General features: G+C 71.1%; 11 protein-coding genes and 2 tRNA genes. 4 read left to right on the top strand and 9 right to left on the bottom strand.

Annotated elements, in window-relative coordinates; all coding sequences use genetic code 11:
• Window positions 1–177 precede the first annotated feature (177 nt).
• Both IO24_RS0100110 and IO24_RS0100115 read right to left on the bottom strand, forming a co-directional pair.
• Window positions 178–891: a FadR/GntR family transcriptional regulator gene (locus tag IO24_RS0100110; RefSeq protein ID WP_031130392.1), complete on the bottom strand. Its 714-nt coding sequence runs from the start codon at window positions 889–891 to the stop codon at window positions 178–180.
• A 131-nt stretch (window positions 892–1,022) separates the two neighbouring features.
• Window positions 1,023–1,096, bottom strand: a tRNA-Lys gene (locus tag IO24_RS0100115).
• A gap of 200 nt (window positions 1,097–1,296) precedes the next feature.
• Here IO24_RS0100115 and IO24_RS0100120 point away from each other — a divergent pair.
• The 4 genes from IO24_RS0100120 (at window position 1,297) to IO24_RS0100135 (ending at window position 6,291) form a co-directional block, all read left to right on the top strand.
• Window positions 1,297–2,610 carry a peptidoglycan-binding protein gene (locus IO24_RS0100120; RefSeq protein WP_031130394.1) on the top strand — a complete coding sequence of 438 codons (1,314 nt, stop codon included), beginning with the start codon at window positions 1,297–1,299 and terminating at the stop codon, window positions 2,608–2,610.
• Between the two features lie 117 nt (window positions 2,611–2,727).
• Window positions 2,728–3,849 carry an SPFH domain-containing protein gene (locus tag IO24_RS0100125; RefSeq protein WP_031130396.1) on the top strand — a complete coding sequence of 374 codons (1,122 nt, stop codon included), beginning with the start codon at window positions 2,728–2,730 and terminating at the stop codon, window positions 3,847–3,849.
• 101 nt (window positions 3,850–3,950) lie between these two features.
• A complete protein-coding gene (locus IO24_RS0100130; protein ID WP_031130398.1) occupies window positions 3,951–4,556 on the top strand; it encodes a lytic polysaccharide monooxygenase auxiliary activity family 9 protein in 606 nt (201 codons plus the stop codon).
• 127 nt (window positions 4,557–4,683) lie between these two features.
• Window positions 4,684–6,291, top strand: coding sequence for a long-chain-fatty-acid--CoA ligase (locus IO24_RS0100135; protein WP_037667013.1), 1,608 nt, complete (start codon window positions 4,684–4,686; stop codon window positions 6,289–6,291).
• On the opposite strand, the gene IO24_RS45505 is transcribed toward IO24_RS0100135, so the two are convergent.
• The 7 genes from IO24_RS45505 to ehuB form a co-directional block, all read right to left on the bottom strand.
• Window positions 6,250–10,983, bottom strand: a complete 4,734-nt coding sequence (locus IO24_RS45505; protein WP_078898829.1) for a caspase family protein — start codon at window positions 10,981–10,983, stop codon at window positions 6,250–6,252. The two genes, IO24_RS0100135 and IO24_RS45505, sit on opposite strands and share 42 nt — an antisense overlap.
• 68 nt (window positions 10,984–11,051) lie before the next feature.
• Window positions 11,052–11,125: transfer RNA gene (locus tag IO24_RS0100145), tRNA-Lys, on the bottom strand.
• A 96-nt stretch (window positions 11,126–11,221) separates the two neighbouring features.
• Window positions 11,222–11,980: an IclR family transcriptional regulator gene (locus tag IO24_RS0100150; protein ID WP_031130404.1), complete on the bottom strand. Its 759-nt coding sequence runs from the start codon at window positions 11,978–11,980 to the stop codon at window positions 11,222–11,224.
• Window positions 11,981–12,177: 197 nt separating this feature from the next.
• A complete protein-coding gene (ehuA, locus tag IO24_RS0100155; RefSeq protein WP_031130406.1) occupies window positions 12,178–12,963 on the bottom strand; it encodes an ectoine/hydroxyectoine ABC transporter ATP-binding protein EhuA in 786 nt (261 codons plus the stop codon).
• A complete protein-coding gene (ehuD, locus tag IO24_RS0100160) occupies window positions 12,953–13,603 on the bottom strand; it encodes an ectoine/hydroxyectoine ABC transporter permease subunit EhuD (RefSeq protein WP_031130408.1) in 651 nt (216 codons plus the stop codon). The genes ehuA and ehuD overlap by 11 nt, the downstream gene beginning before the upstream one ends.
• Window positions 13,600–14,316, bottom strand: coding sequence for an ectoine/hydroxyectoine ABC transporter permease subunit EhuC (gene ehuC, locus IO24_RS0100165; protein ID WP_031130410.1), 717 nt, complete (start codon window positions 14,314–14,316; stop codon window positions 13,600–13,602). Before ehuC ends, ehuD begins: the two co-directional genes overlap by 4 nt.
• Window positions 14,313–15,254 (bottom strand): ectoine/hydroxyectoine ABC transporter substrate-binding protein EhuB, encoded by a 942-nt coding sequence (gene ehuB / locus IO24_RS0100170; RefSeq protein ID WP_107062875.1) that lies wholly within the window; start codon window positions 15,252–15,254, stop codon window positions 14,313–14,315. Before ehuB ends, ehuC begins: the two co-directional genes overlap by 4 nt.
• Between the last annotated feature and the right edge of the window lie 10 nt (window positions 15,255–15,264).

The raw sequence follows: 15,264 nt of genomic DNA on the forward strand, positions 1-15,264 counted from the left end.
GTTGCATGATGCCCCCCTCGGCATCGGTTCGCGAACGGGGCCCCTACCCCCGCTCAGCCCGCAACCGGCTCGAAAGCCCCCCAACTGCCGCGAACCCGCAGCATCTTGTAAAACCAGAAACCCAGGGTTCTACGGCGTTCATCATGATCGCAAGATGCGAAACACGGTGGTTACCGGTCAAACGCGTTCATTGTGGCGGGTGTGGGGACCCTGTGGAGCCGTTGTGGACAGGCGGGCGCGGATGTTGCCGAAGTGCTCTCGTATGGCCTCCTCCGCCTGCATCGAATCGCCGGACCGCACCGCGTCGAGGATCTCCCGGTGCTGCCGGCAGGTCACCTTCGGGTCCTGCGGCTCGCCCCCGAGGTCCGTGCGGACCCGGTGGAAGGCGTCCCAGAACGCCTCCAGGACCTCGCTCAGCAGCACGTTGTCCAGCCCCCGGTAGAGGGTGGCGTGGAAGGCCCGGTCGGTCTCGGCGAGGCCGGCTCCCCGCGCGGCCTGCTCTTCCATACGGGCGGCGAGCGCGTCCAGTTCAACGAGGTCCGCTTCCGGCATCCGGCCGGCGAGCCGGGACACGAGGCCCGTCTCCACCGCCTCCCTCAGCTCCAGCAGCTGGAGCAGGGAGTCCTCGCCCCGGTAGTGCCCGGCGACCGTGCGGAAGGCGAGGCCCTCGATCATCGGGGCCAGGGACATCGGGCCGACGTAGGTGCCGAAGCCGTGCCGGATCTCCACGATGCCCATCGCCTGGAGCGCCTTCAGTGCCTCCCGTACCGAGTTCCGGCTCGCGCCGAGGTACTCCATCAGCTCGGGCTCGGTCGGCAGCGGGGCCCCGGAGGCCAGCCGGCGGTCGATGATGAGCTTCTTGATCCGCTCCTGTAGGTCTCGCGCTGCCATGGCCAGAGGGTATCCGGCCAATCGCGCGGGGGGCCGGGTTCCGGCCAGAGAGGCCGGAGAGAGCGGGACGGTCCCGGGCCCTCCCGGCATGCGAGAAGGCCCCTCGCTTCCGCGAGAGGCCTTCCGGTCGGTGCGCCGCCAGGGACTCGAACCCCGGACCCGCTGATTAAGAGTCAGCTGCTCTAACCAACTGAGCTAGCGGCGCGCGCTGACGGCGTAACTCTACAGGACGTCGCGAGGTGCTCCTGACCACCCGCCCGGCCCCGGACGGTCCCCCCGCAAGGCGTCCGCGTACATCATTCGGACCGTCAGCATGCGCGTAAGGAAGACAGTTGCGAAACTGGCGACGCGCGTCCCGAGGTGCACGGGCGCCGCATTTTCCGCCGGAAGTGTGAGGGGAATCGCATGGAGTCTCCGGTATTCGAGGAAATCGACCCCGCGAGCGACTGCGAATGCCCCGGCTGCGTCCACTGGCGCCGCGCCCTGCCGCATTCCTGGGCCGGCCGGACCAGCGGCCACCCGGCCGCCCACCGGGCTCTCGCCCTGGCCGCCGTAGCCTCCGCCGCAGTCGGCGCGGGCCACGCCGTGCCAGCCGCGGCCGCCTCGCACGCACCCCACCGGCCGGGCGTCTCCGCAGGTGACGAGCCCGACACCCCCCAGGGGGCCATGGCCCCGCTGCACGGCCCCGACGGCCGTCCGGCGAAGCCGTCCGTCGACCCCAGCCCCACCGCCATCACCCGCGGGGAGATCATCAACCGGGCGAAGACCTGGGTCGCCGCGAAGGTGCCGTACAGCATGAGCGCCTACTGGTCCGACGGTTACCGGCAGGACTGCTCCGGCTATGTCTCGATGGCCTGGCAGCTGCCCGGAAACGAATGGACGGGCAGCCTCGCCCAGTACGCGGAGAGGATTACCAAGGAGGAGCTCCAGCCGGGTGACATTCTGCTGTTCCACAATGCGTCCGACCCCGAAAAAGGCTCGCACGTCACCATTTTCGGCGGCTGGACGGACGACGCCCACACCCACTACACCGCCTACGAGCAGACCCGCCCGCACACCCGCCGGCAGTCCACCCCGTACGCCTACTGGAACGACTCCGACCGGTACGTCCCCTACCGCTACAAGGGCGTCACCCCGGAGGAGCCGGCCTTTGAACCGGACAGCGGCAAGCCGGGCGCCCCGGCCGCCGCGCCATACCCGGGAGCGGCGTATTTCGGCCCCGGCGCGAACAACAGGTACGTCACGCTGCTCGGCCGCATGCTCGTCGCACGCGGGGCCGGCGCCTCGTACGCGTCGGGCCCGGGGCCGCGCTGGACCGACGCCGACCGCCGGGCGACCCGGGCGTTCCAGCGGGCGCAGGGCTGGACGGGCGCGGACGCCGACGGGCTGCCCGGCCCGCGCACCTGGGAGCTGCTGGTCACCGGCGAGGGCAAGGACGTGCGGGACGGGGGGGTCGGCCCGCCGCCCGCCTCCCACGGCGTCCCCGGCTACCCGGGACGGGCGGTGTTCCGCTCCGGCGCGAACAACGCCTATGTCACCCAGCTGGGCAGGCAGCTCGTGCGGAAGGGATTCGGCAGGTTCTACCGGGGCGGGCCGGGGCCGCGCTGGGGCGAGGCGGACCGGCGCGCCGTCGAGGCCTTCCAGCGCACCCAGGGCTGGCGGGGCGGCGCGGCGGACGGCTGCCCGGGGCCGGAGACCTGGCGGCGCCTCTTCTCGTAGGGCCCCTCGGCCCTCCCTCTTCCCGGGCGGGCCCCGAATCCCGGTCGGGCCCCTCGGACGGGGCCCTCACCCGGAACCACTGTTGTGACGCATCTGGCGCGGAGGCTGGAGGCACGCATGAGTACGACCACTTCCCACCCGTCCGAGCCCGACGGACCGGCCGACGGACCGGCCCGGCCCGCCCGGCTCATCCAGAACGAGGCCACCACCGAGATCCCCGTGCACCTGCTGTTCCGCGACGACCCCGACCCGGCGCCGGTGCCGCTGAGACCGGCGGTCGTCGGCCGCAGACAGGGCACCGGGGAGCAGCCGCGTCTGAGGCGCCCGGCGGTCGCCCCGAAGCGCCCGGTGCCGCAGGTCGATCCCGACCTGGGGGAGCGGCCCGCGCGGGTGCTGCCCGGCGCGGCTGGGGTGCTGGCCGGGGCCTGCGGCGCGGCCGGGTGCGCGGCCACCTCCTGGTGGGCCGGGGTGCTGCCGCCGCTCGCGGTGGAGGCACTGCGGCTGCCCGCGTACGCCGGGGCCGGGCTCGGTCCCGCCCAGTGGGCGGCGTACGCGGGAGCCGGGGCGCTCGGGCTGTTCGGGCTCGGCGGGCTGGCCCGGGGCCGTACCGGGCGGGCCTGGGTGCTCGATCTGTTCGGCCGCTACCGGGGGACAGTCCGGCGCTCCGGCCTGCTGTGGGTCAACCCGCTGCTGCTGCGCCGCCGGGTGGACGTGCGGCTGCGGCACTGGCGCAGCGAGCCCGTGCCCGCGGCCGACGGGGGCGGGATCGCGCTGCGGGTGGTCGTCCTGGTGGTGTGGCGGGTGCGGGACACCGCCCGGGCCACGCTGGGCGTGGAGGACCACGAGGCGTATCTGCGCGAGTGCGTCGAGGCGGCTCTGGCCCGGGTGCCGGTGGAGATGCCGGGCGGGCCGAGGGGAGCCGGGGATGCGGCGGCCGAGGCGCTGACCCGGCTGGTGGCGGCGGACGCGGCCCCGGTCGGCCTGGAGGTGTTCTCCGTGCAGCCGGCCCGTGCGGAGTACGCCCCCGAGGTCGCCGCCGCGATGCACCGCCGCCGGATCGCCGCGCTGGACGCCCGGCACCGGGCGAGCGTGCTCACCTCGGTCGTGGACTCGGTGGAGGACACGGTGACCCGGCTGACCATGCGGGGGCTGGTCGAACTCGACGACTACGAGCGGAAGGCGCTGGTGAAGGACCTGACGGTGGCGTTCTGCGCCGGCCGGGGAGAAACAGCTCCGTGATTGGTATGGACATGTTCAACCAGCGCCCATAATCTCGAACTTGGTCTAGACCTACATGCACGGCTCACTGAACCTCCCCCATGTTCTCCAGGAGCGGCAGCATGCGCACAAGGACCAAGTTGTCCGCAGCCGCGGTGGGACTGGCCACGACCGGAGCCCTCGTGCTCTCCTCCGGCGGCGCCAGCGGCCACGGCTACACCGACCTCCCCATCAGCCGGCAGAAGCTCTGCCAGAACGGCACCGTGACCAACTGCGGCTCGATCCAGTGGGAGCCGCAGAGCGTCGAGGGCCCGAAGGGCTTCCCCGCCTCCGGCCCGGCCGACGGGCAGATATGCAACGCCGGCCTCGGCCACTTCAGCCAGCTCAGCTCGCCGCGGACCCCGTCCGGCGGCGCCTGGCCCGCCACGAAGGTGACGGGCGGCCAGAACTACACGTTCCGATGGCAGTTCACGGCCATGCACGCCACGACCGACTTCAAGTACTACCTCACCAAGTCCGGCTGGAACCAGAACCACAACCTGGCCCGGTCCGACCTCAACCTCACCCCGTTCTTCACGGTGCCGTACAACGGGCAGCGACCGCCGTCCACGCTCTCCCACAGCGGCCGGCTGCCGTCCGGGCTGAGCGGCCGTCACGTCATCGTGGCGGTGTGGACGATCGCCGACACGGCCAACGCGTTCTACGCCTGCTCGGACGTGACCTTCTGAACCTCCGAGATTCTCCCGGGTCACCGGTGCGGCCGGTGTGGGCGCTTCCTTCCACGCCGGCCGCTCGAGACCGCCGTAGGGCCGTGACCCTCCACATCTGACGATTCGTCAACTACCGTGCGCGCCCATGGACTCCAGGGCGAGCACGGTCGCGGAACTCGTCGCCGCCCGGTGGGGCGACCACCGGCCGGGGCTGTGGTGCGAGGGGCGGATGCTGACCCACCACGAGGTGGCGGCGGGCGCCGCGGCCCGGGCGGCGCTCTTCGAGGACCTTCTCCCCCCGGCGGCCGAACCCCACCTCGGCGTGCTGCTCGACAACACCCCCGACTTCCCCCTGTGGCTGGGCGCCGCGGCCTTGGCCGGGGCGGCGGTCGCGGGCATCAACCCCACCCGGCGCGGCGCCGAACTCGCCCGCGACATCCTGCACACCGAGTGCCGCGTACTGATCACCGAACGGTCCCGGCTGCCGCTGCTCGAGGACCTGAACCTGCCGGGCGTACGACTGCTGGTGACGGACACGGCGGATTACACCGAGCTTCTCGCCCCGTACGCGGACGCCCGCCCGGACCCCTCCCGCGCCACTCCACGCGACCGTTACCTGCTCTACTTCACCTCCGGCTCGACCGGTGCCCCCAAAGCCGCGCTGTGCTCCCAGGGCCGGCTGGCCGCCGCCGGCCGCTCACTGGCGGAGCAGTTCTCCCTGTCCCGGGACGACGTCCACTACGTCTGCATGCCGATGTTCCACGGCAACGCGGTGATCGCCGACTGGGCACCCGCGCTGGTGACCGGTGCGACGGTGGCGCTGCGCCGCCGCTTCTCGGCGTCCGGATTCCTGCCGGACGTACGCCGGTACGGGGCGACGTACTTCACCTACGTGGGCCGGGCGATCCAGTACGTCCTCGCGACCGGGCCACGGCCCGACGACCGCGACAACTCCCTCCGCCTGGGCTTCGGCACGGAGGCGGGCGCGGTGGACGCGGCGGCTTTCGAGCGGCGGTTCGGGGTGCGGCTGGTGGAGGGGTACGGCTCGTCGGAAGGCGGGGCGGCGATCCCGTGGTCGCCGGGCACACCACCGGGCGCCGTCGGCCGGGCGGCACCCGGGCTGGTCGTCCTCGACCGGGAGACCCGCGAGGAGTGCCCGCCGGCCCTCTTCGACGGGACAGGCCGACTGCTCAACGGCGACGAGGCGATCGGCGAACTGGTCAACCAGGGGCCCAGCCCCTTCGAGGGCTACTGGCGCAACCCGGCGGCCGAGGCGGAACGCCGCAAGGACGGCTGGTACTGGACGGGCGACCTCTTCTACCGCGACACCCACGGCTACCTCTACTTCGCCGGCCGCACCGACGACCGCCTCCGCGTCGACGGCGAGAACCTGGCGGCCGCGATGATCGAGAACATCCTGGCCCGCTACGAGGGGGCGGAGGCGGTCTGCGTCTACGCGGTGCCGGACCCGGTGACCGGGGACCAGGTGATGGCGACGATCGCCGGCACGTTCGATCCCCAGGAGTTCCCGAAGTTCCTGCTGGCCCAGCCCGACCTGGGGACGAAGATGGCCCCCCGGTTCGTCCGGGTGACGGACCGCATGCCGGTCACGGCCACCAACAAGATCCACCGGGCGGCTTTGCGCAGGGAGGGCTTCCGGTGTGCCGATCCGGTGTGGTGGCGGCCACCGGGGGAGGCGCGGTACCGGCGGCTAGCCCTGGACAGCGCGGGTGAGCCGCTGCCAGGCGGGTGACAGGCGGGGGCGCAGCAGTACGACGCCCTGCTGGGTGCTGACGGCGATGTCGAAGCCGGGCAGCACGACGAGCGAGGTGACCAGGGCGGGGATCGGGGCGCTCCAGACCGGTTCGCAGCTGGGCAGGTGACACAGGGTCACTCCATGACGGTCGCTCACGGCCACCAGGGTTTCGCCGTTCGGCGCCTGGCCCGTCCAGAGGATGCGGGACGCCTGGACGGGGAGGCGCTGGGGGGTGTGCGGGCTCGTGGAGTTCCAGAGCGTGACGGAGGCCAGGACGTTGTCGTCCATTCCGGCGGGGTCCATGTACAGGAGGAGGGGCTCGCCTTCCGGAGTGTCGGCCCAGCGGACGAAGTAACCGCGTCCACTGGTGAGTTCACGAAGGCGGAGACTGAGGGTGCGATGCTCGTCAGGTTGTTCGAGGTGAACGGTGTATCGCTGCCCCGTGTCGACGTTTAGCACGGCTGCCAAGCCGGTCCGGGTGGTGAGGGCAACGTACGAAGTGCCCCGGGGGCTGTGATGGGGCACGAGTTGGTCGACCTCCGGAGGCAGCAGCAGGGGCTCGTCGCTGAGCAGTCGCCTCGAGGCCGGGGCCCACAGATACGTCCGGCTGGCGTCACATGCCGGACCGACGGGGGTGTCGTGCCCCACGTAGGAGCCGTCGACCCTCGTGTCGCCACGTCCTGCCCTCCTCAGGGCGGCCATGAGAACGCTCTGGCCTTCCGTGGAGACATAGCCGGCCGTCACGACGGTGTCGTCCTGCTCCGCCTGCCACGGGGCGGCCGAGGTGTCGCCGGGCCGGGCAGGGTCGGTCACGAGGATGACGGAGCCGCTCGACGGGTCGTAGGAGATGACACCGGGATACGGACTGCCGCTCGGTGCGGGCAGCAGATGCGCGACCGTACTCGCCGGGACCTGCCGCAAGGCCGGGTGACCGTACTTCTCGATCTTTCCGTTGCCAAGGAGCGTGGCGACGGAAATGGTCCCGGTCGCCTTGTCACCGCCGCGCTCTCCGTCCCGCAACAGGACGTGCAGCGCCTCGGCGCGAGCGTCTTCGAGGCAGTGCTGGTCCGTCCACGGCGGCATCTCGGCCACGTGCGTGGCCTGGGCAGAGGCGCCGTCGTCGTCGGACATCTCGAGCAGGTGCGAGTCGAGGGTGCGGATGCCGCGCCAGGAGCTGGCGATCACCCTCGTGGCACTCCCCGGCCACCTGAGCAGCAACTGGGTGTGGGCCATGCCGTCCTGTCCCGCGTCGGAACTGTGCGCGGACTTCTCGGCGGCCGGGGTGGCAGCCCGGTTCCAGCACCACAGACGGGCGGTGCCGTCGTTTCCGACGGTCAGGATGTAGAGATCGTCGGAGGTCGACGTGCCGAGCACACGAATGGCGCACACCGCGCTTTCATGGCCCTGCAACGGAATGCCGACAAGCCGGCCGGCCGCACAGTCCAGCACCCGGGCCTCGCTGCTGAGTCCGGCCACCACCGCGTACGGCCGTCCTTCCCGGGCGAGCGGAGCGACGGTGAAATTGCCGACGGAGAAGTCCAGATGGGTCACGCACGGTTCGGCTCCCGTCGCAAGCGTCACCAGGGTGCGCTGACCGGCCGCCACGTAGACGGCACCGAGGTCCGCGTCGGTTGTGAAACGTCCGGTCGGTCGCCAGTCGTCGTCACGACTCACCGATGCCGTCTCCTGGCTCGCGACATTGAGCAGTGTGAGGCGAACCCAGTGCGCTGTGCTGCCGGTGCCCCGCTCGAAGAATGCGACGACCGAGGTGCCGTCCGGTTCCTGCGCCTGGGCCGACAGCCGGGGACTGGTCAGCCCTTCCAGCAGTACGCCGCCTCCCACCTGCTTTTCCAGTGCGTGCAGGGACAGCGTCCCCCCGACCCGATCACATACGACCAGCCACTTGTCGGGTCCGCCACAGCGTGCGAGGAGAGCGCTCGGGATGCTCTCCCACTCCGCACCCTCCGACCTCGCACAGGTCACCTCCAGTAGCCGCTCCCCGCTGACCAGATCGAGGACGACCACCTTTCCCGGCCCCCGGGCGACGGCAATCGCCGTACCGTCGGAGAGGACGCCCACGTCCCCGAACCCCGTGCAGCCCGGCATCTCATGCCGGCTCACCAGGGACAGGTCCGACAGATCCCAGACGCGCAGCTCCGACCCGTCGTCGAGGGTCACCGCCAGCGAACGGCCGTTGTGGGACAGCACCCTCAGGCCCTCTACGGGCCGTGCGTGCGGCAGCACCATCGCCTGCGAGGGATCGTCGAGCGGCCACACGTGTACCTCGGTCGACTGGAACGAGACGGCCACCACCAGGTGACGGCCCTGCTCGGTGACCAGGTCCTGGATGGTCCACCCGTACCAGACCGAGGTCGTGGAGTACGTGCCTTTCCCGTGCCGGCCCACGATCCGGTGGGGCGTCACCCGACGCGGTTCGGTCCACATGCGGTCCACACCCACGGACACCCCGACCGCCCGGCGCGCGAAGTCCGTCGCCCCGTGGGTGCGCGCCACGAAGGCCAGTTCGGCGGCCGGGTCCGGATGCGGTCCGTGCCGGCCGGCCAGGAGGTCCGCGCACCGTTCCACCACCATCGCCAGCAGCGGATTCCGCTTCGCGTGCTGCACCGCCGGCACGAGTCCCGCCGCAGCGGCGGCCAGCACGAAGGACGGATCCTCGATCAGGTCGTCGATCACACCCGCGGCAGCGGCGTGCGTCGCCAGATGGTCGCGCGTGTACGCGTCGGCCCGACCCCAGTCCCGCCCACCGGCACCCGACGGCACCGAGTCGAGGAGCGTCCCGACGAAACACTCCTGAACACTGCTCAGGTCCCGGTACCGCAGCGCCCGCGTCTTCAGGTGATCGGCCAGCTCCTGGTGGTACAGGCGGAAGTACTTCCGGCCCTCGACCTCCACCGCGGTCACGTACGACCCGTCCTCCTCCAGCAGCGCGTCCACATCGGACTCCGTGAGGGTGATGCCGGAGAGGCGGGACGCCACCCGTGTCCAGACGGCCGTGCGGGGGACGCCGTGGCCCTCGCCGAAGGCCAGGGTGGTCAGGAGGGGCAAGGCGCTCGTGCGCGCGTCCCTGGGCATGCGCTCCAGGTACGCCTGGAACGCGCTGGCCGTGTCCGACGGCAACTGCCGTGCCCACCCGGGCACCGTCACGTCGACCGGCTTGCCCCGGCACAGCGCGGTCGCGGTCATCCGGGCCACCAGGAAGCAGCGGCCGGCGCGCTGTGCCACGCCCTCGGCGACGACGCGCGCGGCAGCGGGGTCCGCCTGGTAGGGGGAGCCGGCGTCCGTGAGGATGCGCTCGACGTACTCGGCCGTGTTCGTGTCCTCGCTGTAGTCGGCGCTGTCGAGGTCGATGACGGGGACGCGGTCGCCGAGGTGGAGGAGCAGTTCACGGCGTACGCCGACGACCAGCCGGACGCACGGCACGGTGGCGAGGTGGCGCAGCAGGTCCCAGGCGATGCGGCGGGCCTCCGCCTTGTCACCGGCCGGGCCGGCCTCGTCCAGGGAGTCGATGACGACGCGGAAGGGGTTCTCCCGGTCGGCGAGTCCGGTGAGCAGCTCCGTGGGGCCGGCCGCGGTGAGGTCGGCGGCGGCCGCCAGCCGGGTCACCAGGTCGTCGATCGTCTGGTGCCGGGCGTTGATCGACACGTCGATGCGGTGGTCCGCGTCGTCGGATGCCGCGTCGAGGACCAGTCGCCCCAGCACCGCCGACTTGCCCGAGCCGGGCGCGGCGGTGACGACGAGCGGCCCGGTTCCGCCCGGGCCCGCCAGCCGGGCACGCAGGGCGTCCAGGGCCCGCTTGCGGCCGGTGAAGTAGGAGCCCGAGTCGTGGACCTGTTCCACGCCCCGGCCGCGGGGGCTGAAGTGGGAGGTGAGGTCGCCCGCCTCGCCGCCGTGCTCCTCCGCGGATCGGACCTCGGCACGGGGGTCGTGGCGTGGGTTGGGGAAGAACGGTGCCTGGACCGTCTGGTCGGTCACGGAGCAGGAGCAGTGCTGGCGCCGCCCGGCCTGCTCGAACGCCCGCGTGATCCGGTCGGCGAGCTTGGCGGGCGCGAGGTAGCGCTGGGAGGGCCCGTCGCCGAGGGCGTACGCCCGTTCCAGTTCGACCGGGAACACGCCGTCCCGGGCGAGGTCGCGGTGGCGCGCGGACACCATGACCCAGGTGCCGGAGCCGGCGGCGTCACCGCGTGGCCGTACCGCCACGTGGGCGTCGGCCACGGCGCCGATCCTCGCGGCGCCCTTCCCGGCGTGGCAGGCGTCGATGATGATCAGCACGTTCCGCAGCGGCGATGCCGCGAGCGTGGCGGTGAGGTTCTCCGGGGAGATCCAGGAGCGCGGTCGCCGTGCGGTGCTGTCGGAGCCGGCGAGACGGTAGCCGCCGGCGTCCGGGCGGTCGCCGTGGCCCGCGTAGTAGACGACGAGTACGTCGTCGGGGGTGAGGTCGGCGCCCGCACACCAGTCGGCCACCGCGTCCTCGAACTCCGCCGCGTCGGGGTCGCGGGACACCTCGGTCAGGATCCGCTCGTATCCCATCCCCTCGAACAGGGTGGCGACGCGCCGGACGTCCTCGTGCGCCTGGGGCAGTTCCCCGAGCTCGCGGTAGGAACGCGTCCCGGCAGCGATCAGTAACCGCCTCGCTCCGGCGTTCTCCTGCGACACCGTGGGTCTCGTCAAGATCCCTCCCCCGACGCCCCGCTATGACGAGAAGGGGCCTCTCGCTCCCACGAGAGGCCCCTCATCCGTGCGCCGCCAGGGACTCGAACCCCGGACCCGCTGATTAAGAGTCAGCTGCTCTAACCAACTGAGCTAGCGGCGCATGACTCTCGCCTGCTGTTGGAACCGTGTTCCGCGGCGGGCGACGGGAAAAATAATACCCAATGCCGAGGGGTGCTCCGGACCACTCGGCGGCGTCCTAGATCGCCATGGAGAGCAGCATCGGGGCCGCGTGGCGGTTGAGGGCGTCCGCGGCCCGGCGCAGGCGGTGGGCGTGTTCGACGGGGAGGGACAGGGCCAGGCAGCCGACGGAGGAGCCGGCCGTGATCGGGACGGCCGCGCAGACCGTGCCGATCGCGTACTCCTGGAGGTCCAGGACGGGCACGGTGGGCGGCTGGGCCTCCAGGCGGGAGAGCAGGAGCCGGTCGCTGGTGATGGTGCGCGAGGTGAGGCGGGCCATCTTGTGCCGGGCGAGGTGGTCGCGGCGGCCGGCGTGGTCGAGCTGGGTGAGCAGGCTCTTGCCGATGGCGGTGGCGTGGGCCGAGGAGCGGAAGTCGACCCATTCGTTGACCTTGGGTGCGGCCGGGCTGTCGGCGTACTGGGTGATGCTGATCTCGCCGTCGACGTACCGGCTCATGTAGACGGCGGCGCCGACCGAGTCGCGCAGCCGGTCGAGGGCGCGCTGGAGCTTGTCGCGGACGGCCTGCTCGCGGTGGCGGGCGGAACCGAGGCGGGCCAGGGTCTCGCCCGTGACGTACGCGCCGTCGGCGATCTGCTCGACGTAGCCCTCGCGGCGCAGCATCCGCAGCAGCGCGGTCAGCCGCTCCGGGGGGATGCCGGTGTGCCGGGCGATCTCGGTGTCGGTGACACCGCTGGAACCGTGCGCCACCGTCTCCAGGACGCGCAGGGCTTCCTGGGCCGAGTGGTACGGGGTGGTCGGCTCGTGCTTCAGCGCCACGGTGGTCTCCCCCTGCGCTTGCTGTAGGGCCGTAATCCGGTCAGTGAACCTTTTCCAGGCTATCCGGCAATGGCGTTGCGGGGAGCGGGGGTTGACAAGATTCCCGGAGCCCCGGACTGGGGCAATGGCTCACTGGCATATGCCAGAAGCATGCCCCAGCCCGAGGGGGTGGCGTTCCGCCTGGTCACGTGCCGTAGTCACAGAACTGCGCTGAGAAACTCCCGTGTCCGGTCCAGCTCCGGGTCGCTGAAGATCTTTTCCGGCGTTCCCGACTCGATGATCCGGCCCGAGTCGAACATCAGTACCTGGTCGGAGATGTCCCGGGCGAAGTTCATCTCGTGGGTCACACAGAGCATCGTGATGTCGGTGGAGCGGGCGATGTCCCGGAGGACGTCGAGGACTCCCGCGACCAGCTCGGGGTCGAGCGCGGACGTCACCTCGTCCAGGAGCAGCACCTGCGGGCGCATCGCCAGGGCCCGGGCGATCGCCACCCGCTGCTGCTGGCCGCCGGAGAGCTGGGCCGGGTGCGCGTCGCACTTGTCGGCCAGGCCCACCAGGTCCAGCAGGCCCTTGGCCCGCTCCACGGCCTCGTCCTTGGACATGCCGAGGACGGTGACCGGCGCCTCGGTGATGTTCCGCAGCACCGTCATGTTCGGGAACAGGTTGAACTGCTGGAACACCATCCCGATCTTCTTGCGGACCTCGCGGACCTGCTTGTCGGAGGCCGGGAACAGCTGCTGCCCGTCGACCGTGATCGTGCCCTCGTCGGGCTTGAGCAGGGTCATCAGCAGCCGCAGGATCGTGGTCTTGCCGGATCCGGACGGCCCGATCAGGGTGACGTGCTTGCCGGCGTCGACCGAGAAGTCCAGGTGGTCCAGGACCGTGTTGCTCCCGAACCGCTTGGTGACCTGCTCCAGCCGGATCAGCTCGCCGGTGCTCCTGGCGGGATTCTTCTCGGGGTTGGGGAGAGTGTCAGTGGGCAAGGCGTCGCTCCAGGGCTCGCAGGGCAAGGGAGGCCAGGTAGGAAATGACGATGAAGGCCACGCCGATCACCGTCAGCGGCTCGGTGAACTGGAAGTGCTCCTGCGAGTACAGGCGCGCCTGGCCGAGCATCTCCAGCACGGTGATCGCCATCACCATCGGTGTGTCCTTGAGCATGGAGATGACGTAGTTGCCGAGGGCCGGGACGACCCGGCGCACCGCCTGCGGCAGGATCACCGCGGTCCACGTCCGGCGCAGCGGCAGGTTCAGTGCCGTCGCCGCCTCCCACTGGCCGACCGGCACGGCCTCGATACCGGCCCGGTAGACCTGCATCGTGTACGTCGAGTAGTGCAGCCCGATCGCGAAGACACCCGTGGTCAGCGCCGAGAAGGTCAGGCCCCACTCGGGCAGCACGTAGAAGAGGAAGAACAGCTGCACCAGCAGCGGGGTGTTGCGGACGAACTCCGTGACCACGCCGACCGGCCAGGTCACCCAGCGCGAGGGCGCCCGCATCAGCAGCGCCCACACCAGGCCCAGGGCGAACGAGATCAGCGAACCGAGGGCCAGGATCTGCACGGTGACCAGCAGACCGTCCCACAGGTGCGGCATGAAGCCGCTGACAGCGCTCCAGTCCCACTTCATGCGACAGCACCTCCCACACCGGTCGTCTGCGGTCGGTCCAGCTCCTGGTCGGGTGTGCCCCCGACCGGCTTGCCCGTGCCGGCCTTGAGCTTGCGCTCCAGGCCGCGCATGCCGCGGGTCAGCAGGAAGGCGATGACGAAGTAGATCAGCAGCACGATCGTGTAGATCTCCGCGCTCTCCTGGAGCGCCAGGCGCACCAGGTTGCCGCTGAACGCCAGGTCACCCATGCCCATGATCGACACCAGGGCGGTGCCCTTGAGGAGTTCGACCAGCAGGTTGGAGAACGGCGGGATCATCTCCGGCACCGCCTGCGGCAGCAGGATCAGCCGCAGCCGCTGCCAGGGCGTGAAGCTGAGCGCGATCCCGCCCTCCTTCTGTGCCGGGTCGACCGCGTTCAGCGCGCCGCGCACGATCTCGGAGCCGTACGCCCCGTAGGTCAGGCCGAGTGCGAGGGTGCCCGCCCACAGCGGCACCAGTTGCCAGCCGAAGGCGATCGGCAGCACGAAGTACACCCAGAAGATCATCACCAGCGCCGAAGTGCCGCGGAACACCTCGGTGTAGAGGCCCGCGAGGAAGCGGACGATCCACAGCCGGTGGGTGCGCGCCACGCCGACGACGAAGGACACGGCGGCGCCCAGCAGGGCGCTGCAGACGAGCAGCTGGATCGTGACCCAGACGCCCTTGAGTACGAGTTCCCAGAGTCCCGAGGTCATCCGCCGCAGAGCTCCTTCGCGGTCATGTCCGTCATCTCGGCCCGGGTGAAACCGAAGGGCTGAAGGATGCGGAAGAGTTCACCGCTCTTCTTGAGCTTGCGCAGCTCCACGTTGAAGGCGTCCCGCAGGTTGGTCTCGGTCGGCCGGAACGCGAAGGCGCCCCCGTCGACGTGCGGCTTGCCGTCGACGAGCGGCGCGAACGGCTTGGTCGACTCCGCCTTGGACGACTTCTTCACCACCTCGCGGGTGGTCAGCGCCGTACCGGCGAACACGTCCACGCGCCCTGCCTCGACCGCGTTCAGGCCCGCGACCTGGTCCGGGACGATCAGGATCTCGCTCTCCTCGTACCCCGCCTCGACGGCGTACTGGATCTCGGCGTAGCCCGTCCCGGTGGCGAACTTCGCCTTCTTCTCGACGACGTCCTTGTAGCTGTGCAGCCCCTTCGGGTTGCCCTTGCGCACGATGAACGAGTCGAGCATCTGGTAGTCGGGGTCGGCGAAGATGACCTGCTCGCAGCGCTCGGGGTTCACGTACATCCCGGCGGCCACGACGTCGAACTGCTGGGAGTTCAGGCCCGGGATGAGCGAGCCGAACTCGGTCGGCACGGGCTGCACCCGGTCGACGCCGAGCCGCTTGAAGATCACCTTGGCCAGTTCCGGCGCCTCACCGGTCAGCTCGCCGTTCCGGTCGATGAAGCCGAACGGGATCTCGCCCGCGATGCCGAGGCGGACGACCCCCGCGGCCCGGAGCCGGTCGAGCAGTTCACCGCCCTTGACGTCCGAGGCTGTGGCGACCCGGCTGCATCCGGCGGCACCCAGCGCGCCGAGCGCCGCCACCCCCGCGAGCAGCGACCGGCGTGTGGGCCCGGATACGGACCGGGATATGGGTTCGGGACTTCGCCATGTGCTTCTGTGTGGGCTTCTCTGTGGTGGAGCCATGGGCGCGCAG

Origin of the sequence: Streptomyces flavovariabilis, assembly GCF_000725785.1 — a bacterium.
GTDB lineage: Bacteria > Actinomycetota > Actinomycetes > Streptomycetales > Streptomycetaceae > Streptomyces > Streptomyces hawaiiensis.

What these genes read in the sequence shown, in the direction of transcription:
- IO24_RS0100110 (WP_031130392.1), bottom strand. Translation starts at nt 891, where the DNA reads ATGGCAGCGCGAGACCTACAGGAGCGGATCAAGAAGCTCATCATCGAC.
- IO24_RS0100135 (WP_037667013.1), top strand. Translation starts at nt 4,684, where the DNA reads ATGGACTCCAGGGCGAGCACGGTCGCGGAACTCGTCGCCGCCCGGTGG.
- IO24_RS0100130 (WP_031130398.1), top strand. Translation starts at nt 3,951, where the DNA reads ATGCGCACAAGGACCAAGTTGTCCGCAGCCGCGGTGGGACTGGCCACG.
- ehuD (WP_031130408.1), bottom strand. Translation starts at nt 13,603, where the DNA reads ATGAAGTGGGACTGGAGCGCTGTCAGCGGCTTCATGCCGCACCTGTGG.
- ehuC (WP_031130410.1), bottom strand. Translation starts at nt 14,316, where the DNA reads ATGACCTCGGGACTCTGGGAACTCGTACTCAAGGGCGTCTGGGTCACG.
- IO24_RS0100120 (WP_031130394.1), top strand. Translation starts at nt 1,297, where the DNA reads ATGGAGTCTCCGGTATTCGAGGAAATCGACCCCGCGAGCGACTGCGAA.
- IO24_RS0100125 (WP_031130396.1), top strand. Translation starts at nt 2,728, where the DNA reads ATGAGTACGACCACTTCCCACCCGTCCGAGCCCGACGGACCGGCCGAC.
- ehuB (WP_107062875.1), bottom strand. Translation starts at nt 15,254, where the DNA reads ATGGCTCCACCACAGAGAAGCCCACACAGAAGCACATGGCGAAGTCCC.